Source organism: Bartonella silvatica (assembly GCF_040545155.1).
Taxonomy (GTDB): domain Bacteria; phylum Pseudomonadota; class Alphaproteobacteria; order Rhizobiales; family Rhizobiaceae; genus Bartonella; species Bartonella silvatica.
On record NZ_JBEPLI010000012.1, the window covers coordinates 25,144 to 50,255 of the forward strand.

A 25,112-nucleotide genomic window follows, 5' to 3' on the forward strand; every position below is an offset into this window, starting at 1 on the left:
TCGATTGGTATGGTTGTGGTTGATAGCTTTTAGCAAATTTATTGCATAAAAAATTTATGTAGATTTTTCTTTAGGAAAATGGCCTATTTATTGGAAATATCAGAGGTAAAATAATATGCGTGAAATTTTGGATCATTTTGATGTGTCATTTAAGAATAATCACTCTGTTCAGAATACACAAAAGCTTTCATGCCAACCACTATCCAAACGATTTTATAAAGAGGTGAAAACGTTGCGTGAAGAAGGAGGCTTTTCTATATTACTGGATGGTTTGCCAGTAAAAACACCGGCAAAGCGTCACTTTCTTGTACCAACAGATGCATTTGCTACATTCATTGTACGAGAGTTTGAAAGCCAAAAGCAAGTTATTGATCCAGTAAAAATGCCTATGACGCGTCTTGTTAACACTGTTATTGATGGTATAGCTGATGATATGCAGGTTGTTTTTGAAGATTTATTACGTTTTGTCGCATGTGATATGATCTTTTATCGTGCACAAACACCTCAGGAATTGGTACAGAGACAATGTGAACAGTGGGATCCCTTATTGGACTGGGCAGAAAAAAAGTTTGGTACTCATTTTCATTTGACGGAAGGGCTTATGCATATTGAACAATCATCAGAAGCTATTCAAGCGGTAAGCAACTATTTACGGAAAATTCAGTCTCCTTATATGCTTGCTGCAGTTCACGCGATGACAACTTTAACAGGATCAGCACTGATTGCTCTGGCTGTTGCTGCAAGACAAATTGATGTAGATCACGCCTGGGATATTGCCCATTTAGATGAAAATTGGATGATGGAGCAATGGGGCACAGATGAAGAAGCAATGGTGCGTCGTGCTCATAAGAAAAATGAATTCATTTCTGCTGCTACAGTCACGACGATTTGTTCATAAACAATCATGTTGTTGGTCAGAGTAATCTTTTTTACTGGGCGCACCATTTTCTTTAATCATAATATTTTTGTGACTTTCTGTGGATTGGTTTTTATTTTTTCAAGTCCAGGAAATGCTTCACTGGTGATATTTAAGATTGCTTCGTCATTTCCACGAATGAAATACCACTTGTCATTGTCAAGAAGGGCAATAATCTCAGTTTGAATAGAACACTTTTTTCCAGAGTTTGTGGTTGTGACAAATTCTACAGGTATAACAAAATAAGGGATCCCATTATCAAGTTCTCCTTCGCGTTTTTGTTTTTGGTCAATGTGGATGCTTTCAATTTTATAATTTTTTGCTAGCCATTCCATTTGGCTTTTCATGATTTGTTGGAATTGTGATTTACTGAACTTTTTTTGGGCAGTGAAGCTGTTAATAATTTGGGGCGGAATGGCATTTAAAATAGCGTCTACATCGGCATCTTGAATGGCTTTGCTATAAGCAAAAGCTGCTTTTTCAAGGTCTATAAGCTTTTGATTTGTTATCGTATAAGCTTGAGTTGTTGATAAAGTAAAGGCAATCCATAAAAAAATAGGAAATAGAGAACGAATTCGCAGCATCAGAAACCTTGTTCATTTGAGTGGATTCTATTCAAAATTATAAAGGAAAAGCACATTGGCAAAAAGCCACTTGTGCTCTCTAAGGGAAGGGATATTCACAAAAATGTGATTCTTAATCCCATTTTTTAATCAAAAAGAATAACCTATTGTTCTAAATAGAATAATACATATCAAATTCAACAGGGTGGGGCGTTGTTTCATAGCGTAAAACTTCTTGCATTTTTACTTGAATGAAAGAGTTAATTTGGTCATCGTCAAAAACGTCGCCGGCTTTAAGAAAACTACGATCCTTATCAAGCGCTTCCAATGCTTCACGCAAGCTTCCTGAAACTGTAGGGATTTCTTTAAGCTCTTTTAAGGGAAGATCATAAAGATCTTTGTCCATAGCGTGTCCAGGATGAATTTTATTTTTAATTCCATCAAGACCAGCCATTAAAAGCGCTGCAAATGCTAAATAGGGATTTGCTGTTGGGTCTGGAAAACGCACTTCTACACGTTTTGAACTTGGTGAAGGACTCATGGGGATACGACAAGATGCAGAACGATTACGAGCAGAATAAGCTAAGAGAACAGGAGCTTCATAACCTGGAACTAAACGTTTGTAGGAGTTTGTCGATGGATTGGTAAAGGCGTTGATTGCTTTTGCGTGTTTAATGACACCACCAATAAAGAATAGACAGATTTCTGATAGTCCGGCATATTCATTCCCCGCAAAAATTGGCTTTCCATCTTTCCAAATGGATATGTGAACATGCATACCTGAACCGTTATCACCAAAAACTGGTTTTGGCATGAAAGTTGCTGTTTTCCCGTAGCTGTTTGCTATTTGATGTACAACATATTTAAAGATTTGCATCTTATCAGCTTCGCGAACAAGTGTATCAAAGCGAATGCCCAGTTCATGTTGTCCGGCTGCGACTTCGTGATGGTGTTTTTCAACACGAACTCCCATATCTTTAAGGGCGCTGAGCATTTCAGAGCGCATGTCTTGACAGGAATCAATAGGTGGAACGGGAAGATACCCTCCCTTCATTCGTGGACGATGTCCAAGGTTTCCTACTTCATATTCCGTATCATCATTGGAGGGAAGTTCACTTGAGTCGAGTTTAAATCCTGTATTGTAAGGATCCGTTTTATAGCGAACATCATCAAAGATAAAAAATTCCGCCTCTGGACCGACATTAATTGTATCGCCGATCCCAAGAGATTTCATATACACTTCAGCTCTTTTGGCAATAGAGCGAGGATCCCTGCGATAAAATTCTCCTGAAACTGGGTCAAGTATATCACAAAATATGACTAAAGTTGATTGTGCAAAAAAAGGATCAATATGTGCTGTTTCCGGATCTGGCATCAAAACCATATCAGATTCATTAATTGTCTTCCATCCGACAATTGAAGAACCATCAAACATAACGCCATCAATAAATGTATCTTCGCTAATTTCTGCGATATCCATTGTGATATGATGTAACTTTCCTCGCGGATCAGTAAAACGTAAATCAACAAAACGAATTTCGTTGTCTGCAATCTGTTTGATAATATCTGATGCGGTTGTCATATTTAATTTCCTTATGTGAGAGCAAGGTAAATAAAGAAGTAAGAAACTTTTTCATTTATTTAAAGGGCATCTATTCCAGTTTCGTTCGTGCCGATATGAATGGCATCATCAATGGAAAAAACAAATATTTTGCCATCTCCAATATGCTTTGTTTGAGCTGCTGTACGTATTGTATTAACAGCCTGCTCCAATTTTTCATCGGCAACAACAATTTCAATTTTTACTTTGGGTAGAAAGTCAACAACATACTGAGCACCGCGATAAAGCTCTGTGTGCTCTTTTTGACGACCAAAACCTTTCGCTTCTGTTACGGTAATACCATGTAGACCAATTTTTTGAAGTGCTTCTTTCACTTCATCAAGCTTGAAAGGTTTTATGATGGCTTCAATCTTTTTCATGCTGAAATTATCTCCAACGTTATTTTGTCCTTTTAGACTGCATCATACTATATTGGCAACTGTGCGCTGTTCAATAGATACTTTGTACACAGAAAGTCAAAAATTATGTCATCAAAATATGTTGTAAGCAAAGTTTTTCTTGCAGTGTAGTGTGATGTGTTTTTTTCTTTGTTTGTAAAGAATAATGTATTTAAAGGATGCGTGATTTTATTGTACCGCATTTTGTAATAGAGGCTGTTTTAAAAATGAAACTTTTATAAAGGTCGACGTTGCAGGACCTCTTTTAAAAACTTTCCCGTATAGGAAGTCGGAACCTGAATGATATCTTCAGGACGCCCAACAGCAACAATTTCACCACCGCGATCTCCTCCTTCTGGTCCTAAATCAATAATCCAGTCGGCTGTTTTTATAACGTCAAGGTTGTGTTCAATGATCAGGATTGTGTTACCTTGCTCAACAAGCTCATGCAGAACTTCAAGGAGTTTAGAAATATCATAAAAATGCAGACCTGTTGTTGGTTCATCCAGAATGTATAGGGTACGTCCTGTTGTTTTGCGAGAAAGTTCTTTGGCGAGCTTTATACGCTGGGCTTCACCACCAGAAAGAGTTGTGGCTTGTTGTCCTACTTTGATATAGCCGAGACCGACTTTAATAAGGGTTTTCATTTTATTGTGAATACTGGGGATGGCTTGGAAGAATTCCTCTGCTTTTTCGATTGTCATATCTAAAATATCGGCGATAGATTGCCCTTTAAATTTGACTTCCAGCGTTTCTCGATTATAGCGTTTTCCATGACAGACATCGCAAGTTACATAAACATCAGGTAAAAAGTGCATTTCAATTTTTATCACACCATCACCTTGACATGCCTCGCAGCGTCCTCCCTTTACATTAAATGAAAAACGTCCTGCTTTATAACCACGGGCTTTTGATTCTGGAAGTTCGGCGAACCACTCACGTATCGGGGTAAATGCTCCTGTATAGGTTGCTGGATTAGAGCGTGGCGTACGCCCAATCGGTAACTGGTTGATATCAATGACCTTATCGAGAAATTCAAGCCCTTCAATTTTGTCATAGGTTGCGGGGCTGTGATGACTGCCCATGATATGATGTGATGCAGCTTTGAAAAGAGTTTCAATGAGAAATGTTGATTTTCCCCCACCTGAAACACCAGTAATGCATGTGAAAGTTCCAAGAGGAATATGAACATTAATATTTTTGAGACTATTTCCGCGTGCTCCAATAACTTTAAGTGTTTTTGATTTCGATATTTTACGTCGTTGTTTCGGCACTTGAATAGCCATTTTTCCTGAAAGGTATTGACCGGTGAGAGAAGATGGATTTTCTATAATTTCTTGCGGTGTACCTTGTGCGATGACTTCTCCACCATGAATACCTGCAGCAGGGCCCATATCAACCACATGGTCTGCTGTGCGAATGGCATCTTCATCATGTTCAACGACAATAACCGTATTGCCAAGATCACGCAGGTGGTGCAGCATTTTTAGAAGGCGTTCGTTATCGCGTTGGTGTAAACCGATGGATGGTTCATCTAAAATATAAAGAACACCTGTCAGACCAGAGCCAATCTGAGACGCTAATCGGATACGTTGACTTTCGCCTCCTGAAAGAGTTCCCGAGTTTCGAGATAAGGTGAGGTATTCAAGTCCTACATGATTTAAAAAAGCCAAGCGCTCACGAATCTCTTTTAAAATACGTACTGCAATATTACGTTGTTTTTCCGTGAGATACTGATGAATATTGGCGAACCAATCATCTGCTTTAAGGATTGATAGTTCTGATATTTGCCCAATATGCATTCCATGGATTTTAATAGCTAATGCTTCTGGTTTTAAACGATAACCATGACAAGCGGGACAGGGGGAAGAAGACATATAATGTTCGATTTCTTCACGTAACCACGTTGAATCAGTTTCCTTCCATCGTCGTTCCATATTAGGGATGATACCTTCAAAGTGTTGGGTTGTTTTATGCGAAGATAAATCATTTTTATAAATAAAGGAGATTTCTTTTTTGGTACCATAAAGGACAGCGTGTTTTGCTTCATCAGAAAGTACACACCATTTGTCCGTAAGTTTAAATTCATAAACTTTTCCTAATGCTTCTAAGGTTTGGCTATAGTAGAGTGAAGATGATTTTGACCAAGGTGCAATTGCTCCATTTTCTAAAGTAAGGTTTTTATTTGGTACAATTTTTGTCGGATCTATTGTCTTTTTGATGCCAAGTCCATCGCAAAGTGGACAAGCGCCAAAAGGATTATTAAACGAAAATAGGCGTGGTTCAATTTCGGGTATGGAAAATCCAGATACTGGGCAGGAAAATTTTTCTGAAAAAATAAGTCTTTTGTGCGTTTCATTTTTTGATTTATGGGCAGATTCTTTTGCCGTTTCTTTTTGTGCCAGGGGGTGGTCTGCCATTTCAGCGACTGCGAGGCCATTTGCAAGTTGTAAACAGATTTCTATACTGTCTGCTAAGCGAGAGGCAATGTTGTCATGAACAACAATGCGATCCACGACGATATCTATGTCGTGTTTATATTTTTTATCAAGAGGAGGAATATCTGGGATTTCGTAGAACTTTCCATCAACTTTTGCGCGTTGGAATCCTTTTTTTAAAAGTTCAATTAGCTCTTTTTTATATTCTCCCTTTCGTCCTCGCACCAGAGGCGCCATAATAAAAACTCGTGTACCTTCTGGTAATGCCATAATTTGATCAACCATTTGGCTTATAGTTTGGCTTTCAATAGGAAGTCCTGTAGTAGGGGAATGAGGAATGCCAATGCGTGCAAACAGAAGGCGCATATAGTCGTAGATTTCAGTAACAGTTCCTACCGTTGAGCGAGGGTTGCGGTTTGTTGTTTTTTGTTCAATGGAGATAGCAGGAGAAAGACCGTCTATTCTGTCCACATCAGGTTTTTGCATAACCTCCAGAAATTGCCGTGCGTAGGCAGAAAGGCTTTCAACATAGCGACGTTGACCTTCGGCGTAAATTGTATCAAAAGCTAAAGATGATTTTCCTGATCCAGAAAGTCCTGTGATAACAATCAGTTTGTCACGAGGGAGATCAAGATCAATATTTTTGAGGTTATGTTCACGGGCACCGCGAATGGAAATATATTTTTGAGGAGCCATATTTTATCCTTGGCATATGTAATTGGCATATGTAAAAAGCTTGAGCATTAACAAGAGAATAAAATTGTTGTTTAAGTTACAATCTATTTAACTGTTTTCATAGGGTTAATAAAACAAATTTGAGGAAGAAAACGTAGAGGATAATTTTTTTATTTTCTGATGATGGAATAAACTATGCGTTGTTATCATCTTTTGCTATAATCATACGATAAAACATTTTAGGAAGGGTAGCAAAATCCACACTGAAGGTCAATTGTATATATAAAATGATACGGTGAAAATGGTAATAACCACTCTATAATAAAGATTATTTTGCGGATTAAAATTTGGAGTTTATGCGATGGCTGGTAGCCTTAATAAAGTTATTTTGATTGGTAATCTTGGTGCAGATCCTGAAATTCGTCGCTTGAATTCTGGCGATCAAGTGGCAAATTTGCGTATTGCAACTTCAGAAAGTTGGCGTGATCGTAATACAAATGAACGAAAAGAACGAACGGAGTGGCATAGTATTGTTATTTTTAATGAAAATCTTGTTAAAATTGCAGAACAATATTTAAAAAAGGGTAGTAAAATTTACATTGAAGGGCAATTGCAGACACGAAAATGGCAAGATCAAAATGGTAATGACCGTTATACAACAGAGGTTGTGCTGCAAAAATATCGTGGCGAGCTCCAAATGCTTGATGGGCGTGGAGCGAGTGGAGGAGATTCTATGCAAGGAATGAATCAAGCAGGTGGCGGTTATGCCAGCGGTAGTTTTGGTGAAAGTGGCTCAAGTCAAAGAGGTGCTTTTGGTCAAAATAATAGCCAAGCAGAAGATAGTTTTTCACATAAATTAGATGATGATGTCCCTTTTTGATGGTTTTTAAAGGGCAGTATTTTTATTGCTTTTTTGTGGTTTGTTTTAAGTTTTTCAACTTTCATCGAAGTTGGTTTTGTTTATTTTCTCTATGACTTTTAATATTAATAAGTAATATATTGAAAATTATTGTTAAACTTCTTGTTTGTTACAGGGGCAAAATTGGCTTTTTAGTGTGTTTTTCGATATAAATAAGAGGTAAAATGATTCTTTATTCGAAAGTCTTGAAAAAGTGACCGATCTTACTCCACCACCTGAGCGTGATGTGCTGACCGGTATTGAACCCGTTAGTATTATTGATGAGATGCAACGCTCCTACCTTGATTATGCGATGAGCGTGATTGTTTCGCGTGCACTTCCAGATGTGCGTGATGGTCTTAAACCTGTTCACCGGCGTATTCTTCATGCTATGAATGAAATGGGGCTTTCTTTTAATAAGCCTTATCGTAAGTCTGCAGGTGTTGTTGGTGAAGTTATGGGGAAGTTTCATCCCCATGGTGATGCTTCAATTTATGATGCTTTAGTGCGTATGGCACAGGATTTTTCTTTGAGAAATCCGTTGATTGATGGTCAAGGAAATTTTGGTTCTGTTGATGGTGATCCACCTGCAGCAATGCGTTACACAGAGTGTCGTTTAGAAAAGGTTTCAGAAGAACTTCTCGCTGATATTGATAAAGAGACTGTTGATTTTCAGGATAATTATGATGGGCGAGAACGGGAACCTGTCGTCTTACCAGCGCGTTTCCCTAATCTTTTGGTCAATGGTTCAGGTGGTATTGCTGTGGGAATGGCAACCAATATTCCTCCCCATAATCTTGGTGAGGTTGTTGATGCTTGTATTGCGTTGATTGATAATCCAAATATAACGCTTGATGAAGTTATCGAAATTATTCCTGGTCCTGATTTTCCCACGGGTGGTATTATTCTGGGGCATTCTGGAGTCCGTTCTGCTTATGAAACGGGGCGTGGTTCAATTATCATGCGTGCTAAGGTTGATATTGAAGAAATTCGCAATGGTCGACAGGCAATCATTGTGAGTGAAATACCTTATCAAGTTAATAAAGCAACAATGATTGAGAAAATGGCCGAATTGGTGCGTGATAAACGTATTGAAGGAATCTCTGATTTGCGTGATGAATCTGATCGTGATGGATATCGCGTGGTTATTGAGCTGAAGAAAGACGTTGTTGCTGAAATTGTTTTGAATCAATTGTATCGTTATACGCCATTACAAACCTCTTTTGGTTGTAATATGGTTGCCTTGAATGGAGGAAAACCTGAACAGATGGCGTTGCTAGATATGTTGCGTGCATTTGTTTCTTTCCGTGAAGAGGTTGTCAGTCGGCGAACAAAATATCTTTTGCGTAAAGCGCGTGAGCGTGCGCATGTTTTAGTTGGTCTTGCACTTGCTGTTGCTAATATTGATGAAGTTATAGCGCTTATTCGCAACGCACCTGATCCGCAGACCGCACGCGCACAATTAATGGAGCGGCGCTGGCCAGCTGCTGACGTGGCACCTTTAATTAAGCTTATTGATGATCCTCGTCATATTATTCATGAGGATAATACTTACAATTTATCTGAAGAGCAAGCGCGTGCTATTTTAGAATTGCGTTTGCAAAGGTTGACGGCACTTGGGCGTGATGAAATTGCGGATGAATTGAATAAAATTGGTGTCGATATTACTGATTATCTTCATATTTTGTCTTCACGCGTGCGTATCATGGGTATTGTTAAGGATGAATTAAGGGCGCTTCGTGAGGAATTTGCAACGCCTCGACGTACTGTATTTGGCTTTGGTAGCGCTGAGATGGATAGTGAGGATCTGATTGCACCAGAAGATATGGTGGTAACAGTTAGTCATAGTGGTTATATTAAGCGTGTTCCTCTCAATACATATCGTGCGCAGCGTCGCGGTGGTAAAGGGCGTTCTGGGATGTCTACAAAAGACGAGGATTTTGTAACGCGATTATTTGTAGCGAACACGCATACGCCGGTTTTATTCTTTTCTTCACGTGGAATTGTTTATAAGGAAAAAGTTTGGCGTTTGCCATTAGGAACACCACAATCGCGTGGGCGTGCTTTGATTAATTTGCTTCCCTTACAGCAAGGTGAACGCATAACAACCATTATGCCTTTACCAGAAGATGAAGCGCGTTGGAGTGAACTGGATATTATGTTTGCAACAACACGTGGAACTGTACGACGTAATAAATTATCAGATTTTGTTCAAGTGAATCGTAATGGAAAAATTGCCATGAAACTTGATGAAGAAGGAGATGAAATTCTTTCTGTTGAAACTTGTACAGAAGATGATGATGTCGTGCTGACAACGGCGAATGGACAATGTATTCGTTTTCCAGTTGTTGAGGTTCGTGTTTTTGTAGGGCGTAATTCGGTGGGGGTTCGTGGTATTAATTTGGCTAATGGTGATAAAGTCATTTCGATGACACTCTTGGAGCATGTTGAGGCTACATCGGCTGAACGTTCTTCTTATGTCAAACGTGTGATTAATGAACGACGTGCTGCTGGTGCTGATACTGAAGATATTGTGACTCTTGATGAAGAGGGCGAAGAAGTCGAAACAGAGTTGACAGAGGAACGTTATGCAGAGCTTCATGCGCGTGAACAGATGCTGTTAACGGTGAGTGAGTTTGGTTATGGGAAACGATCTTCCTCGTATGAATTTCGAATTTCTGGGCGTGGTGGTAAAGGTATCCGTGCAACAGCCCCATCTAAGACAGCTGAAATTGGTAAATTAGTGGCAGCCTTTCCTGTAAAGGCACAAGATCAAATTATGTTGGTATCAGATGGGGGGCAGCTTATTCGTGTTCCTGTTGATGGTATTCGTATCACCGGTCGTTCAACTAAAGGCGTGACAATCTTCAATACAGCTGAAGGGGAAAAAGTCGTATCGGTTGAGCATATTTCTGAATCTGAAGATGATGATAATCAATTAGATGATGAAGCTGAAAAAAAATCTGATACGGTTGATGCGTGTTAAGAGAAGCTACTTGGAAGGATACAGAGTAAAATGGTGAAAATTGCTCTTTATGCAGGTTCCTTTGATCCTTTTACAAATGGCCATCTTGATATTTTAAAAGGGAGTTTTGTGTTAGCTGATAAGGTGGTTGTGGCTATAGGAGAACAGGCTAAAAAAAAACCACTTTTTAGTTTTGAAGAGCGTGTTGATTTAATTACCCAAGTGGGGGAAAATTTGCTCAATATAGATTCTGAGCGGTTACAGGTTATTTCATTTCATACTCTTTTAATTGATAAGGCTCGTGAGATAGGCGCTTCATTTCTTATTCGTGGGATACGTGATGGAACTGATTTTGATTATGAAATGCAAATGGCAGGAATGAATAGTGTGATAGCGCCCAAATTACGAACTGTTTTTTTGCCAGCAGGCATTTCTGAACGCGTCATAACTTCCACGTTGGTACGACAAATTGCTTCTATGGGAGGTGATGTGGCACCTTTTGTACCTGAAAATGTTGCGAGAGCTTTGCGGTTAAAGTTTCAGTCTTAAGGAGAAAATGATTATGTATCTTAGAATTTTTGCTATTTTGACATGTCTCTTGTGTTTCTTTTCATTGGGGGCTGTAGCAAATGATTCTCATGTGATTGATGATTCTAACGTTCTTGTTTTATCTCTCAAATATGGTGATGTGGTTATTCGTCTTCGCCCAGATTTAGCACCAAAGCATGTGGAACAAATCAAAAAATTAACAAGAGAAGGTGCTTACGACAAGGTTGTATTTCACCGTGTTATTCCGGGGTTTATGGCACAAACTGGTGATGTAAAGTTTGGAAAAAAAGACAGCTCAGATTATGATCCTAAACGTGTTGGTATGGGAGGTTCCAATTATCCCAATATACCAGCAGAGTTTTCAAAGCAGCCATTTAAGCGTGGTACCGTTGGGATGGCGCGTGCACAAGATCCGAACTCTGCGAATTCTCAATTTTTTATTTGTTTTGATGATGCTGCTTTTTTAAATGGTCAGTATACTGTGGTTGGGGAGGTCATAGAAGGAATGGATGTTGTTGATAAAATTAAAAAAGGCACCACAACTAATAATGGATCTGTAAAAAATCCTGATGTTATTCATGCTGCCACTTTGCAATCTGATAGATAAAACGAAGGAGTTTAGCCATATGGCCGAAATTAAAGACCTAGAAAATGCTCTAATTCTTGAAACAACAAAGGGAAGAGTTGTTATTGAATTTCTTGCTGATCTGGCACCTGGTCACGTTGCGCGTATTAAGGAGCTTGTGCGTGAAGGGGCTTATGATAACGTTATTTTTCATCGCGTTATTGATGGTTTTATGGCTCAAACTGGTGATGTGCAGTTTGGAAAAAAAGACAGTGAAAAATTTAATTTATCACGTGCGGGTATGGGTGGTTCAGAAAAGCCGGATTTAACAGCAGAATTTTCAAATCTTTCTCATAAGCGTGGTACAGTTTCTATGGCACGTAGTCAGAATCCGAATTCTGCTAATTCTCAGTTTTTTATTTGCTTTGCTGATGCTCCTTGGCTTGATCGTCAATATTCTATATGGGGGCAAGTTATTGAAGGTATGGAAAATATCGATCAAATAAAGCGTGGTGAACCTGTTGTAGATCCTGATGCCATCATCAAAGCGACAATTGCTGCAGATACAAAATAGTATCATTATATCAGTTTTCGTTCTAAGAATATTTAGTAGAGGTGTGTCTGTTTTTTTATCTCAAGTGTGATGACATAAGATCTATTCATACAAACTTTATCCGTAAGAAATTTAAGCTATTGTGCGTTTTCTTTCATATGAATCTTTGTCGTTTTTAGAGGTGATCAGATTAAGGTATGTGTTCTGTAGGGGCACTCTTCACGTCAATAGAATGTTATTGTTGTTGCAGCTTCACACGTTTGTTTTCATAAAAGGCATCTCAAGTTTATTCGCAGTGGTGTTATAACAGTAAAGTTATTGAGCACCATTATTCTATTTGCCAGTTTGTCGATGCGTTGTGATCGTCCTTACATTGACATATAGGGGTATTTTTGTTCTTTCTTGCCTCATTTTTCCGCACGCCAATTCCGTTTATGCATTGTTAGGATATAATTCTGATGAGGTTAACATAAACAGACTTAAAGTGAGGGAATCTTATGTTAACCGCGTCACGCATTCAATATGAATAATGTTTATAAATCACTATGTTGTCTCTATTCAATTGAATAGAACTTTTCATTTTTATGTCATAAGTGAGGTTGAGATGTGGGAAAAAATAGTTTGAGAAGAGAGTAAAATCCTTTTCATGCGTAGTTTCAATGTAGAGGCTATTGAAAAACGATTCCTGAGTTCGTAAATAGAATGACGGTGTTGGTTTGTATCTTACATAAATGTAAAGATATTGGTATTCAATTGGCTTTATTATATCATTGAGCGATAGGTTATGAAATGAGCTTGAGAACCGGTTGCAAAAGCTTTCTTTAAAGAAAGCGCACCAGTAAGGAGGGTATCTTAAGTCTTATACTGATGTAATATTGTTTTAGCCTGATTATCCCGTTTAAAAATGGTAATATTATATTGTCGTTGTTTTGTGTGGGGGCCTATGAATTTATGAGAGAAAGTCAGAAAACATAAAGCATAGTGTTTCGTTTCTCTTATTTAAAAAGTGATTTTATTTATATTTGAAAAATAACGATTTTATTTTCATACATTTTAATCACTGGTAGAGATTAGGAAATTTACATTGATAAAAAGAAACTCAGCACAGAATACAACTGAGAATAGGTTTGACTGAATATATTGTAAAAGTCAGTATCATGATTATACTTGTTAGTTTCTCATATTATGATAGCTTTTACATTGATCTTTTTGAAGAGGCATTTTAGCTCTTTCTGAAATGGTTTTGTATTGTTTCTCAATTTAAATAGATTTAGGCAACTTTAGTGATCTTTGAGTTGATTACTAAACGTATAAATAATAAATTACCTTTATAAGACATAGGCCTTAATTAAAAAAATAAATAGTTTTCTTAAAGCTACGGAAATCAGCATAGCTATTTTAGAGGCTTATATTGTTGTTGTCAGCTATTTTCAGTACTTTTTCTGTGAAGTCATATTATCATTTTGATTGTGCATATAGCTTAATTTTGTTTATATTTTTTCATTCTTTATGCTCGTAACGATGTTTAGTAACACGAGAATTAATCTGTAAATTTTATGATGAAATTGATAAGAGGGATATGACTTTATGGAAGTAAAAAGATAAAAGTGATGAAAAAAACATTTCATTATAGGAAAATTGCTCAAGATGGTCGTGCGCGTCGTGGTGAAATTATAACAGGGCGTGGTTGTGTGCGCACTCCTGCATTTATGCCAGTTGGAACGGCAGGAACCGTTAAGGCCATGTATATGGATCAGATACGTGGTCTTGGAGCAGATATTATTTTGGGCAATACTTATCATTTAATGTTGCGTCCAGGGGCAGAGCGTGTTGCCCGTTTAGGGGGATTACATGAATTTTCGCGCTGGTTTGGACCTATTTTGACAGATTCTGGTGGATTTCAGGTTATGTCGCTTGCGGGAATCCGTAAAATCACAGAGCAAGGTGTGCTTTTTCGCTCTTATATTAATGGAACATATTATGAAATGAGTCCAGAGCGTTCTATCGAAATTCAAGGGCTTCTTAATGCTGATATCCAGATGCAGTTAGATCAATGTATTGCACTACCTGCAAGTGAAAAGGAAATGGAAGCTGCTATGGAGCTTTCGTTACGGTGGGCGCAGCGTTGTAAGACAGCTTTTGGTGATCAGCCAGAAAAAGCGATGTTTGGTATTGTTCAAGGTGGTGATAATATGAAACTGCGTGAACGTTCTGCCCAAGCATTAAAAGAGATGGATTTGAAAGGTTATGCTGTTGGAGGACTTGCTGTTGGTGAGCCGCAGAGTGTGATGACAGCTGTATTAGATACGACTTGTCCGATTTTGCCAGAAGATAAGCCACGCTATCTTATGGGGGTTGGAACGCCTGATGATATTTTGCATAGTGTTGCTTGTGGCATTGATATGTTTGATTGTGTTATGCCGACGCGTGCGGGGCGTCATGGTTTAGCTTTTACACGTTTTGGTAGAATTAATTTGCGCAATGCGTGTTATGCAGAGGATCCACGTCCCCTTGACCCACAGTCACTTTGTCCAGCTGCATCCGATTATAGTTGTGCTTATTTGCATCATTTAACTAAATCTGGTGAAGCTCTTGGTGGTATGTTATTGACTTGGAATAATCTGTTTTATTATCAGCAGCTTATGCAAGGTATTCGTGATGCTATTGAAGAAGGATGTTATGCTGACTTTTGTGCGGAAACGCGTGCTTTATGGGCAAGAGGACGCCAAAGTATTGATCGTAGCACTCATGTATGATGTTTTTCTTTGTTTCATGTTTTTGAATTTATTTTTCTTAAAAAACGACTAAAAATAAAGTGAAAAATGCTTTTTAAGAGAATAAAGCCACCCAAATCAAAAATTCTAATATACAGCTTTATTGATCTCTATTATTCTACAATTGTAATCGCAAACAGAAACTGTTACTCCGGTACGCGTTACCTGATCCGGAGAAAAACAGTTTGTTTCTGTTTCTGGTGACTGTTTAAATCAACAATGTTAATGAGGTGTTAGCGAACTCTTAAAGAAGTATGAAAATTGTGTTTTTTGAGGGGGAGAATGTTTTTTGTTGTTAAATAATGACAAGGATCAGGCTTATTTGTGTGTAAGAATGATAAAATTCTTTCGTTGGAAAGTTTTTAGAAATTCATATTGCAATGTGATGTACCTTTATAAGTGATGGAAAACTGATTTTAGCTGAGCTGAAGGTTTTAAAAACACAAATGATTCGTGTTGAAAAGTGGAAAGTATATTATTTTCTGATAATAATGCCACTCTAATTGGATTTATTCTATTCATTATAATATTTTTTCCTCTATTTAGTCAAAAATAGTTTATGTATATAATATAATATAATACTTATTTTAAAAATATTAGATATTTACTTATACTATAAATCTTTATACTTAAGATGTACTATATAAAGTGATGGCAATAAATAACCCTTATAACAAAAACACTTTTTTATTAGAAACTGATTCGAGAACACGACGTTTGGCAATTTTAGCTCTTGGAGTGGGAAGTTTTGCTATTGGAACTGCAGAATTTGTTGCAATGGGATTACAGCCGGAGATGGCACGAAGCTCATATGTCGATATTCCTACAGCTGGTCAATATGTTTCTGCATATGCATTGGGTGTAATGATTGGAGCGCCTCTTTTGGCTATTATAACAGCTAAATTATCACGTAAATTGGTTTTGATAGGATTGATGTTTTTTTATGCATTGGCAAATATTATCACTGCTTTTTTTTCTGATTTTAGCATATTAGTGGTATTGCGGTTTATGAGTGGTCTTCCACATGGCATTTATTTCGGTCTTGCTACGATGGTTGCTGCTTCAATGGTAGAAATAAAAACGCGTTCTAAAGCTGTTGGGTATGTAATGCTTGGTTTAACAATTGCGACCGTTTTAGGAGCACCAGGAGCAACATGGCTTGGTCAGCTTGTTGGATGGCAGGTTGCTTTTATCTTCGTTGGCATTATTGCGTTATTGTGTTGTTTACTTATTTTGAAGTTTTTACCTGCAGATTTACATACCTCAAAAACAAGTCTTTTCCGTGAGTTTTATGCATTAAGGCAAAAACAGGTATGGCTTCTCTTGGCGATGGTTTCAGTTGGAGCATCAGGATTGTTTTCTGTTTTTACCTATATTAAGTCAACATTAACGCACGTTTCTGGTATTTCGCTTGATTTTGTACCATTTATTATGCCGTTAGTGGGACTTGGGATGGTGGTTGGTAATCTATGTGGTCCTAAATTTGCAGTTAAAATTGGCATTTCACCAGTGATATTTTTTTCTATGGTTTGGAGTACATTTGTCTTTTTTCTTTTTTTCTTTTTATCCTATGCTCCATTAACTGCTGCATTAGGATGCTTTCTTGTTGGGACTTCTTTTGCAGCAATGCCTTCTATACAAACCAAAATTATGGATATTTCTCTTCATGGACAGATCTTAGCAGGAGCCTTAATGCAATCTGCTTTTAATATTGCAAATGCTCTTGGAGCAGAATCTGGAGCATGGGTTTTGAAGTTAGGTTATGGTTATGAGTATACCGCTATTGTTGGGGCTGTTTTAACTCTATTGGGGCTGTTGATCTTTTCTTTTTCATGGTTTATGGAAAAGCACGACTAATTTTTCTTCTCTTTATTAAGAAAAAGGCCCTTTTTATTCATTTATCTGATTGTCCTGTTGGGTTTTTAAATATTCTATAGGAAATGCGCAAAGCAAATGGAAAAGCAAGAAAAAATAAAAGACTGATGAGCACAATAAGAAGCGCTTTTGCTGCGGAAATCATTCCTAATATTCCACCAGGATTAAAGAGACCAAAAAGGTTGGTTATTGTCCCAGCGAGTGTCGCACTTAGTGCCGCTGAAAATAATTGTACAGAGGTAAGAGATTCGCTGGCCCGTAGGGCATCTTCATCATTCGCACATCGCAAAATTCTTGTTAACAAATGCGGCCATGCTATACCTGCACTTATTCCAATAGAAAATAATGTGATGCAAATGATAAAAATATGTGCAGATGTGGGCATTTTTGTTGGAATGAGCCATAAAAGAATGCTTATACCTAACAGGTTTAATATAGGAGAATATATAGTAATTCTACAGATCTTTTTTGTAGATACACTGGCACTTGATAAGGCACCACATGTCCAACCAAGACTCATAAGTGCTGCCATATAACCAGCAATAAGTGGAGGTAGTTTATGGAGCTCCTGAAGAAAGAGTGGCAAATAAAGCTCTATACTATATACAGTTATAGTCATAATAAGCATTAATGCGTAAACAGGAAAGAACTCAGAAGAAAAGGAAAAAGAGTGGCGTGGTAACATAGGATAAAGCGTTGATGATTCAATTTTTGCTAGAATAAAAAGAAAACTCAATCCGATAATAAGCCCACAAATTTTTGCAGATGTGCTGTTTATAGCTCCTCCAGTAGAAATGATAGAAATCAATAGAATAAGTGTGGAGAGCTGCGCGAGGGGAAGGGGAGCTGTTGGAAAATTATTTTCATTTTCTTTTGGTAAGATTTTAAGAGCTATAAAAGAAAAGATGATTGCTAATAAACCAATGACCAAAAAGGATAATCTCCATACACCATAGTGTACAGAAATGCCACCGATCGCTGGCCCTAATAGGGTGGATATTCCCCACATTCCAGAAATAACACTCAATGCGCGGGACCAGAGAGGTGCAGTAAAAATAATACGTACCATAGAATAGGAGAGGGATAGTAAAGAGCCACCTCCAAACCCTTGGATAAAGCGTCCTACTAAAAATAACGGCATAGTTGATGCTGCACTACACATAAAACTCCCAACAGTAAAGAGAACTGCAGCAATAACATAAGCTTTGCGGGGACCTACTTTTTCTAATATTTTTGTTGCGAATGAAGTTCCAAGAAGTGATGCTGTGATAAAAATAGTTGCTACCCAAGAATAATACACCTCACCACCAATATCACTCATAAGAGAAGGTAATATAGTAATAACAATATAGATGTTCGTAGCATATAACAGAACACCTCCTGCAAACGTTAAAAAACGAATGCCATTTTTACCCAATAAAAGCGCGGACCAGCTTTGTTGTGTCACTGTTCTTTCTACTCAGTAAAAAGTTGCCCTTTTTCGCTTATAAGATAATTATTGAAATTTGCCAAGAGAAGATTCAAAGCTCTTTTTTGCAGAGCTTTGAAATTTAATGATAACTTGATTTAATGGTCCATTGCTTTTTTAAGATTTTCGTCAATTTTTTCAAGGAAACCTGTTGTGGAAAGCCACTTTTGTTTCGGTCCAATTAAAAGTGCGAGATCTTTGGTCATGAAACCGTCTTCAACTGTTTTAATACACACTTTTTCTAGTGTTGTAGCAAATTTTTTTAATTTTTCATTGTTATCCAGCTTAGCGCGATGTGCTAGCCCACGTGTCCAAGCAAAAATAGATGCAATAGAATTTGTTGATGTTTCTTCATTTTTCTGATGTTGACGGTAATGACGCGTCACTGTTCCGTGCGCAGCTTCTGCTTCCACAATTTTACCGTCTGGTGTCATGAGAACAGATGTCATGAGACCAAGGGAACCAAAGCCTTGAGCAACGATATCTGATTGCACATCACCATCGTAGTTTTTACAAGCCCACACGTATCCTCCCGACCATTTCAGTGCAGAGGCTACCATGTCATCAATTAAGCGATGTTCATAATATAATTTGCGACTTTCGAATTCAACTTTAAACTCTGTATCAAATATTTCTTGAAAGATGTCTTTAAAACGGCCATCGTAAGCTTTCAGAATGGTATTTTTTGTTGAAAGGTAGACGGGAACATTTCTCTGTAGTCCATAATTAAATGATGCTCGAGCGAAGTCACGAATCGAATCATCAAGGTTATACATAGCCATGGCAATTCCGGCACTTGGAGCGTTAAAGACATCATGCTCAATGACTTGGTTGTCGTCACCGACAAATTTAATACTTAACTTTCCTTTGCTCGGGAACGTGAAATCCGTTGCTTTATATTGGTCACCAAACGCGTGACGTCCAATAATAATTGGCTTTGTCCAGTTAGGAACAAGACGTGGAACATTTTTGCAGATAATAGGTTCACGAAAAATGACCCCCCCTAAAATATTACGGATCGTGCCATTGGGGGATTTCCACATTTTTTTCAAGTTGAATTCTTTAACACGTGCTTCATCTGGTGTGATGGTTGCACATTTTATACCAACACCATATTTTTTAATAGCATTGGCAGCATCGACAGTGACCTGATCATTGGTTTTATCTCGATTTTCGACGGAAAGATCGTAATATTTAAGATCAATATCGAGATAAGGATGGATCAATTTATCTTTGATGTATTTCCAGATGATACGAGTCATTTCATCCCCATCGAGTTCAACGACGGGATTTTCTACTTTGATCTTTGCCATTAGAAGTCCTTTTTTATTTAAGTAATATTATTTTATAACACTTTCAGGCTTATAATGGAAAGTAAAAACAAGAATATGAGAGAGGACATGTGTAATACTCATCATAACCTATTATCATAAGGTATCAAACTTTGTTGAGAAGTAATATCACTAAAAGTCTAATATGCCTGCCGCAATTGTGTAGTCGCTGGGATTTCTGTTCAATGTATGGCTGAGGAAATATCTGTTGAGCATATAGATTTTATTTATTCTTTTTGTCAAAAATATAATTTAATTTATTGATAAATTTGTACTATTTTAATATTTTTCTGATCTGTTTTATTATACGAATAAAGCCATAAATCTGATATTATTGTGCTCACTTTAGAGTTGTACTTTATGTGTCTTAATAAAAAAGCTCATGACATAAATTGAGCTGTACGGATATATCATATCCATTGAATTTTGGGTGAGTTTTTCAGAATATTCTAGAAACTTTTTAAGTCTTTTAAAGTCAACAAATGGTAAAAAAAGAACTCACTTTAAAAACAGATTACACGCGTTATGCTGATATAATTTATAGGCTTCGTATTTTTATGGAATTTATTTTAACATATATTTATGATGCTTAAATACTAACAAAAGAGGAAATTATTAACCAATTTATGTCAGCAATTGTAAGGAGGATAACCTTCTATGAAACAAACTACTCAATCTAAAATTGAAAAATTTGATGGACTGGCTGATGATTATGATCTCTATCGTCCGCGTTATCCTCTTACCTTATTTAAAACAATGTTACTCCCCTTTAAAGTTAAAAAACATTTGTCCATCGTGGATGTAGGAGCGGGGACAGGCATCGCATTAGAGGGGATTATTGAACTTCTGGGGAAAGAACATCAATATCACGTTGATATATCGACAGATATGATTAAATAGGGGCAAAGAAAGTTTCCTACTGTCAAGCGGTATCAAGGTCAAGCCGAGAGCTTATTGCTCCAAATTGGAAAAATCAATTTTGTTATTGCGGCGCAGGCATTTCAGTGGATGGATCGCCCTAAGTTGCTTTGTACTGTTTCATCCCAACTTCGAACCGGTGGTATCACGGCAGTCATTCAAAACAATCGTGATTTTAAGTATAGTGAATTTTTTGCTGCTTATGAGGCATTGCTAGAAGCAATGATCCCTAACTATTCCCGTTATTATCGTAATTTTGATTTTTTACAGGAAATGAGTGATGGCTTTGGGGTAAATCTGGAAAAGGTTGTTCTACATACACACAGTTGGACAATGACGATTCCATCTGAAGCTTTTATTGGAATGAGTTGCTTTTCAACTCAAGCGCAGTGTGCTATTGCCAATTATGGAGAAGAATATTTACGGCAATTGGTTGCATTGATAAAGCAATATGAAGTGCAGGGAAAATTGGAGATTTTGTATCGAAGTGAACTCTACATGTATGCAAGATAATTTTATACTATGCTTATTTCTTCTATATTTTTTGGTGTAGCAGAGTCGGTGATAAACAGAAAACACGCCTGTAAAAGACGTATAAAAAAGCTCTATTGCTAATCATATCCATACATTTCTTTTCTTAAAAAAGATCTATAAAACCAATAGATTATGTACAGTAGAAAAACACATGGTACGCCCAAGGGGCGGGTAGAGAGTAAATAAAATCAAAAAGCTATGTTTAATGTAAGGGAATAGTTTAGTCTTGATTCTATTACGTTTTTTTGCCTCTATCCCCCATCTTTTTGAAGCTTTTTTATGGCTTCAAGAGCGAGTTTTTTACGGTCTGCACTCTTTGTGTAGAGAGCTGCCATAGCATCATTGGTCCAGCCAAAAAGTGCTTTGAGTTGTGATACTGTTGCCCCCGAATTAGCGGCACGTGTTGCTGCTAATTTTCTTAAACCATGCGCTGATTTTTTAACTCCAGCTGTGTTACAAGCTTCTCTAAAGGCATTCCCAAAGTGTTCTTTGATAAATTTTTTATTCGTTTTACTACAGATGAATGTTGTCTCACCAATAGGACCAGCTTCAAGCGTTTTGGCTAATTCCGGTAAAATAGGAAGAAAAACATCTGTTTGGAATTTGCTTTTCTCTGTTTTTATATGAATGATGTTATCTTTCACGTCTTTCCAACCAATACGAACCGCATCACCACGACGCAACCCCGTGTAAAGAAGAACATCAATCCAAACGCGTTCATGAGTACCATGATGCCATTTGTGATAATATTTCTCAACATCTTCTTCTGTCCAAACAGCAAAGCCATCTTTGTTGCGAAGGGCTGGTCTTTTTACTCCTACGGTTGGATTGCTTTCTAAAAGACCTTGGTCAATCGCCCAATTAAAAAGTCCATTAAGGGCTTTCAGGAAGCTTATAGCCATTGCTGGTGTTTCTTTGCGTCGTTCAACGCCAGCTATGATATGTTTTTTATTAATTGCTTGGTATGGAATATTTCCTACGGAGTCGCACACCTTCATAAGAATGAGTTGGTTTTGTTTTTTGGTGACTTTAGCATAATTATGCCAATTAGAGCTGTTAAAGTATTGTTTAAGCAGCCATGCAAATGACCCTTCAACAAGTTTACCAGTTTTTGATTTTGGCAGTATAAGCCCTTGTAATTCGGCAAGTGCGCTTTTGTAGTTGTCAACAAACTCTTGCGTTCCATAGGTGCCACGTATTCTAATACGTTTTCCATGACCAATACGTACATACCATATGATTTTGCCATGTTGGGTAATTTGTTTCACAAGATGAGGGGGGCGTGGTTTTGGCATGTGATTACCTATAAGACGATATCAAAGTCATAGTCATCACGTGATAAATTCCATAGTTTATCTTGATGTGTTGTTGAGTTTGGTAATGGGATATTTGTTTTCAGATAGATGAGTAATTCACCGGTCGGTTTTATTTCTATCAATTCGCAACCTTGTTTTTTTGCTTCTCGTAAAGCACGTGCAATAGCAGGCTGTGTTATGGTAGCAAGGCGTGGTGCCATATCTATTCTCCTTACATTGAGATGCAATTCACCCGTTTCGTGAATCACGCATATTTTGAAAGTTGTTATGAAAGGGTGGGAGTGCTGGAGACTAGGTGCACCCTCATAAAGTTTAAGCAGCTTTTGTAGAGAGTTGTTTTATCTCTCGTTCTATTTCTACTAAAAAGGCTTCAACAGCTTGATTAAGCTCTTCAATATATTTCTCATCACGGTGGATACGTTTAATTTTCATACGGAGATGAGACGCTTTTCCTACAAAACGCGGGTCATAACTGATAAAATCACACCATTGACGTCCGGTACACGCCATTTGAAATTGCATTTGTGCGCTATATTCGGGCTTGATTTCATCATCTATAAAAAAGCGTACATGGTTGATTGATTGTGGGCATTTAATCTCTACTAACCCATGTTCGCCAATCAGACCATCAGGGCTTGCCCCTGCCATTTTGATTGTAGGATGTTGGATGAAACCACATTGCGTGACCTCTGTATCATAAATGAATTCGTATTCTTTGAGCGCATTCTCTTCATGTTCAATGCCCCATTGCATAGCCGGTGTTATATACAATTGGCTTACTTCACCGGTTAAACGCTCTGTTATAAGTTTGATTTTGTAGTCTTCATATTTGCTTGTCGGCAATCTTTTTGCTGTTTTACTCAGTATGTTATAAATATTTGAAGCGGTAACTTTTCCCAAGCGGGCTTGAAACCATTCTGCTGTTCTTTGTTCCATTTTACACTGCCGTTTGTTGTTGTGTTGGTGCATATTCAATATCTTGGATATGAATATATTCTGCATCTTGTATAGGCGCGTTTATTTGCTTTTGTTGTGTGTGAGATTGTTCTGCTTGAACCTTCTGTCTATCTTTCAAAGTATTCAAAATCTCTAGTGCTTTTTGATCAGGGAGATCTTCAAGGCTTTTGACTTTTGCATAAGTCAGTACTTTTTCTTCTTCTGTTTGAGTGATGTTTATTAATTGTTTGATTTGCATAAGTGTATCATGAGAAACAAGTTGTCCTTGTGTGGTGTCATTAATACGAGCCGCTTCATCTTCTTCATAAATGCCTGCAAAGCCGAAAGCGTAACGAGCACATTGTATAGTGGCTTTATGGCGTAACATACGGGCTGGGTATTTATTCCACATGTCCGTTGCTTGCTTACATTCTGATAAATATTCGGTAACCTCGATAGGGTCTTTAATTCCTTTGAGACGAATAGCACATTTAATGGCAATGAGATTACCGTCTTTATCGAGTTGATCTTGAAAGGTCATTCCATCAAATTGAGGGTTAGATTTAATGATCTTAATCCAACCGTCAACGGAGACAATAGGGATAATTCCTCCGCCTTTTTTAGGAACGGCATAGATTTCTTTTGTAAGAGGATTAAGCCCATAAGTATTGGCAATAGAAATAAAAACAGCAAATTCTTCATCAGAGAATGTGCAACTATATTTGGAGCTAACACAAGTTTTAACGATTGCTTTGCGAAACTTTTCATCAGAAAATCCATATTTATTTGCCATAATAGTTAGGGGAGAATAGGTCATGTTTTTTTCCTTTATTTGCGTACAGTTTTCCCGTGGCGTGAATCACGCTTGTGTTAAAAGTTGGTTTGTATTGTTAGAAAGGAATGATATACTTTTCTGAAGAGACGCCTCGGGCGGTCATAGCTTGTTGACAAGTTTTTGAATTATCAAAAATTCTGACATCTCCATAAATTCTTGAATGGTTATCAATAATTACATTTCCATAAATTTGTGCGTTATCATAAACCTTAGCACTATCGTAAATCTTTGCACCATAATATACCTTGGCATCATCATAAACCCAGCAATCTCCCTCGTGACTTAAATTGCCTTCATGCTCTATCCAGCCCCCAAGATCACCTTTTTTTACTTTACCAAAATTTTTTAAAGCACGTATGCGGTAAAGCATAAGGTATCCATCAAATTCAATTATTTCATTAGTAAAATCGTATTTTTTTACCATGATTTGTCTCCTTTTAATGTACGCCCTGTGTTTTCAGTTCTTGAGAGAGTACACCAATACCTTTAGTGGTAATTTTAGCTGTCGGAACGACTCTTTCTGTCCCTTCTCTTGTTTGAATTGTGTGGGTTGGACAATCCATAAGACCTTTTTTGATTTTGTCTTGATAAGGGAGCAAAGGAGCACCAGAAGCTATTCGATAAATCCATCTCTTTTTCTGTAAGAAGAGAATGAATTGTTTTGGCTTCATTTGGAGAATTTTAGCAGCTGTAATAAGACCGAAGAGCCCATCAGTGCGTTGCAAGCTTTCAAGAGCCATTGCTTTTGGTTTGAGTGTATTAACCTCATTTTTTAAGTTTTCTATTTGTGTAACACTTTCTAAAAGTAGTTTCTTAACAAAGAGGGGGGGGGCTAAAGCACTTGCAAGATTGAGTTGTGATGTTGCTGCCTGCTTTGCACGCCGCTCATATTTGATAAAGTATTCTCTTACTTGCTTTCCTTTTTTATTACGCTCGACCATGGCAAGCTCTTTCGCCATGTCTAAGGTAAGATAGTATTCTACTGCTATGGCATTGTTCGCTTCC

General features: G+C 37.5%; 20 protein-coding genes and 1 pseudogene. 9 read left to right on the forward strand and 12 right to left on the reverse strand.

What is annotated here, in order from left to right:
* Positions 1-115: 115 nt before the first annotated feature.
* Positions 116-898: an ATP12 family chaperone protein gene (locus tag ABID23_RS05580; protein WP_354190142.1), complete on the forward strand. Its 783-nt coding sequence runs from the start codon at positions 116-118 to the stop codon at positions 896-898.
* A gap of 56 nt (positions 899-954) precedes the next feature.
* On the opposite strand, the gene ABID23_RS05585 is transcribed toward ABID23_RS05580, so the two are convergent.
* The 4 genes from ABID23_RS05585 to uvrA form a co-directional block, all read right to left on the reverse strand.
* Positions 955-1,500: a hypothetical protein gene (locus ABID23_RS05585; protein WP_354190144.1), complete on the reverse strand. Its 546-nt coding sequence runs from the start codon at positions 1,498-1,500 to the stop codon at positions 955-957.
* A 151-nt stretch (positions 1,501-1,651) separates the two neighbouring features.
* Positions 1,652-3,061 carry a type I glutamate--ammonia ligase gene (gene glnA, locus ABID23_RS05590; protein WP_354190146.1) on the reverse strand — a complete coding sequence of 470 codons (1,410 nt, stop codon included), beginning with the start codon at positions 3,059-3,061 and terminating at the stop codon, positions 1,652-1,654.
* A gap of 59 nt (positions 3,062-3,120) precedes the next feature.
* Positions 3,121-3,459 carry a P-II family nitrogen regulator gene (locus tag ABID23_RS05595; RefSeq protein WP_354190148.1) on the reverse strand — a complete coding sequence of 113 codons (339 nt, stop codon included), beginning with the start codon at positions 3,457-3,459 and terminating at the stop codon, positions 3,121-3,123.
* A gap of 254 nt (positions 3,460-3,713) precedes the next feature.
* A complete protein-coding gene (gene uvrA, locus ABID23_RS05600) occupies positions 3,714-6,611 on the reverse strand; it encodes an excinuclease ABC subunit UvrA (RefSeq protein WP_354190150.1) in 2,898 nt (965 codons plus the stop codon).
* Positions 6,612-6,951: 340 nt separating this feature from the next.
* Between uvrA and ABID23_RS05605 the strand changes: the two genes are divergently transcribed.
* The 7 genes from ABID23_RS05605 to ABID23_RS05635 all read left to right on the forward strand — a co-directional run bounded on the left by ABID23_RS05605 (position 6,952) and on the right by ABID23_RS05635 (position 16,751).
* The gene (locus tag ABID23_RS05605; protein WP_354190153.1) at positions 6,952-7,470 is read left to right on the forward strand and encodes a single-stranded DNA-binding protein; all 519 of its coding nucleotides are present in this window, start codon (positions 6,952-6,954) and stop codon (positions 7,468-7,470) included.
* 232 nt (positions 7,471-7,702) lie between these two features.
* Entirely contained in the window at positions 7,703-10,474 is a 2,772-nt protein-coding gene (gene gyrA, locus ABID23_RS05610) for a DNA gyrase subunit A (RefSeq protein WP_354190155.1), read from the forward strand.
* Positions 10,475-10,507: 33 nt separating this feature from the next.
* Positions 10,508-11,002, forward strand: a complete 495-nt coding sequence (coaD, locus tag ABID23_RS05615; protein ID WP_354190183.1) for a pantetheine-phosphate adenylyltransferase — start codon at positions 10,508-10,510, stop codon at positions 11,000-11,002.
* Positions 11,003-11,015: 13 nt separating this feature from the next.
* Complete coding sequence (locus ABID23_RS05620; protein ID WP_354190157.1) at positions 11,016-11,609, forward strand: peptidylprolyl isomerase; 594 nt, start codon at positions 11,016-11,018, stop codon at positions 11,607-11,609.
* Between the two features lie 19 nt (positions 11,610-11,628).
* Positions 11,629-12,141, forward strand: coding sequence for a peptidylprolyl isomerase (locus tag ABID23_RS05625; RefSeq protein WP_354190159.1), 513 nt, complete (start codon positions 11,629-11,631; stop codon positions 12,139-12,141).
* A gap of 1,589 nt (positions 12,142-13,730) precedes the next feature.
* On the forward strand, positions 13,731-14,876 hold the full coding sequence (tgt, locus tag ABID23_RS05630) for a tRNA guanosine(34) transglycosylase Tgt (RefSeq protein ID WP_354190161.1): 1,146 nt from the start codon (positions 13,731-13,733) through the stop codon (positions 14,874-14,876).
* A 669-nt stretch (positions 14,877-15,545) separates the two neighbouring features.
* On the forward strand, positions 15,546-16,751 hold the full coding sequence (locus ABID23_RS05635) for an MFS transporter (protein ID WP_354190163.1): 1,206 nt from the start codon (positions 15,546-15,548) through the stop codon (positions 16,749-16,751).
* Between the two features lie 37 nt (positions 16,752-16,788).
* On the opposite strand, the gene ABID23_RS05640 is transcribed toward ABID23_RS05635, so the two are convergent.
* A complete protein-coding gene (locus ABID23_RS05640; RefSeq protein WP_354190165.1) occupies positions 16,789-18,216 on the reverse strand; it encodes an MFS transporter in 1,428 nt (475 codons plus the stop codon).
* Positions 18,217-18,335: 119 nt separating this feature from the next.
* Positions 18,336-19,550, reverse strand: a complete 1,215-nt coding sequence (locus tag ABID23_RS05645) for an NADP-dependent isocitrate dehydrogenase (protein ID WP_354190167.1) — start codon at positions 19,548-19,550, stop codon at positions 18,336-18,338.
* Positions 19,551-20,225: 675 nt separating this feature from the next.
* Between ABID23_RS05645 and ABID23_RS05650 the strand changes: the two are divergent.
* Positions 20,226-20,999 (forward strand): annotated as a pseudogene (locus ABID23_RS05650) (class I SAM-dependent methyltransferase).
* A 272-nt stretch (positions 21,000-21,271) separates the two neighbouring features.
* Here ABID23_RS05650 and ABID23_RS05655 read toward each other — a convergent pair.
* From ABID23_RS05655 to ABID23_RS05680, 6 genes are all read right to left on the reverse strand, one after another.
* Entirely contained in the window at positions 21,272-22,315 is a 1,044-nt protein-coding gene (locus ABID23_RS05655; RefSeq protein ID WP_354190169.1) for a tyrosine-type recombinase/integrase, read from the reverse strand.
* 8 nt (positions 22,316-22,323) lie between these two features.
* Positions 22,324-22,536: a hypothetical protein gene (locus ABID23_RS05660; RefSeq protein WP_354190171.1), complete on the reverse strand. Its 213-nt coding sequence runs from the start codon at positions 22,534-22,536 to the stop codon at positions 22,324-22,326.
* Between the two features lie 112 nt (positions 22,537-22,648).
* The gene (locus ABID23_RS05665; RefSeq protein WP_354190173.1) at positions 22,649-23,272 is read right to left on the reverse strand and encodes a lambda exonuclease family protein; all 624 of its coding nucleotides are present in this window, start codon (positions 23,270-23,272) and stop codon (positions 22,649-22,651) included.
* A gap of 1 nt (position 23,273) precedes the next feature.
* Complete coding sequence (gene bet / locus ABID23_RS05670) at positions 23,274-24,089, reverse strand: phage recombination protein Bet (RefSeq protein ID WP_354190175.1); 816 nt, start codon at positions 24,087-24,089, stop codon at positions 23,274-23,276.
* Between the two features lie 73 nt (positions 24,090-24,162).
* Positions 24,163-24,531, reverse strand: coding sequence for a hypothetical protein (locus ABID23_RS05675; protein WP_354190177.1), 369 nt, complete (start codon positions 24,529-24,531; stop codon positions 24,163-24,165).
* A gap of 13 nt (positions 24,532-24,544) precedes the next feature.
* A partial coding sequence (locus ABID23_RS05680) for a phage antirepressor KilAC domain-containing protein (protein WP_354190179.1) occupies positions 24,545-25,112 on the reverse strand: 568 nt, incomplete at its 5' end.

What these genes read in the sequence shown, in the direction of transcription:
- ABID23_RS05585 (WP_354190144.1), bottom strand. Translation starts at nt 1,500, where the DNA reads ATGCTGCGAATTCGTTCTCTATTTCCTATTTTTTTATGGATTGCCTTT.
- ABID23_RS05580 (WP_354190142.1), top strand. Translation starts at nt 116, where the DNA reads ATGCGTGAAATTTTGGATCATTTTGATGTGTCATTTAAGAATAATCAC.
- ABID23_RS05635 (WP_354190163.1), top strand. Translation starts at nt 15,546, where the DNA reads ATGGCAATAAATAACCCTTATAACAAAAACACTTTTTTATTAGAAACT.
- ABID23_RS05665 (WP_354190173.1), bottom strand. Translation starts at nt 23,272, where the DNA reads ATGGAACAAAGAACAGCAGAATGGTTTCAAGCCCGCTTGGGAAAAGTT.
- ABID23_RS05595 (WP_354190148.1), bottom strand. Translation starts at nt 3,459, where the DNA reads ATGAAAAAGATTGAAGCCATCATAAAACCTTTCAAGCTTGATGAAGTG.
- glnA (WP_354190146.1), bottom strand. Translation starts at nt 3,061, where the DNA reads ATGACAACCGCATCAGATATTATCAAACAGATTGCAGACAACGAAATT.
- ABID23_RS05605 (WP_354190153.1), top strand. Translation starts at nt 6,952, where the DNA reads ATGGCTGGTAGCCTTAATAAAGTTATTTTGATTGGTAATCTTGGTGCA.
- tgt (WP_354190161.1), top strand. Translation starts at nt 13,731, where the DNA reads ATGAAAAAAACATTTCATTATAGGAAAATTGCTCAAGATGGTCGTGCG.
- ABID23_RS05620 (WP_354190157.1), top strand. Translation starts at nt 11,016, where the DNA reads ATGTATCTTAGAATTTTTGCTATTTTGACATGTCTCTTGTGTTTCTTT.
- bet (WP_354190175.1), bottom strand. Translation starts at nt 24,089, where the DNA reads ATGACCTATTCTCCCCTAACTATTATGGCAAATAAATATGGATTTTCT.
- ABID23_RS05645 (WP_354190167.1), bottom strand. Translation starts at nt 19,550, where the DNA reads ATGGCAAAGATCAAAGTAGAAAATCCCGTCGTTGAACTCGATGGGGAT.
- uvrA (WP_354190150.1), bottom strand. Translation starts at nt 6,611, where the DNA reads ATGGCTCCTCAAAAATATATTTCCATTCGCGGTGCCCGTGAACATAAC.
- ABID23_RS05660 (WP_354190171.1), bottom strand. Translation starts at nt 22,536, where the DNA reads ATGGCACCACGCCTTGCTACCATAACACAGCCTGCTATTGCACGTGCT.
- ABID23_RS05655 (WP_354190169.1), bottom strand. Translation starts at nt 22,315, where the DNA reads ATGCCAAAACCACGCCCCCCTCATCTTGTGAAACAAATTACCCAACAT.
- ABID23_RS05625 (WP_354190159.1), top strand. Translation starts at nt 11,629, where the DNA reads ATGGCCGAAATTAAAGACCTAGAAAATGCTCTAATTCTTGAAACAACA.
- ABID23_RS05675 (WP_354190177.1), bottom strand. Translation starts at nt 24,531, where the DNA reads ATGGTAAAAAAATACGATTTTACTAATGAAATAATTGAATTTGATGGA.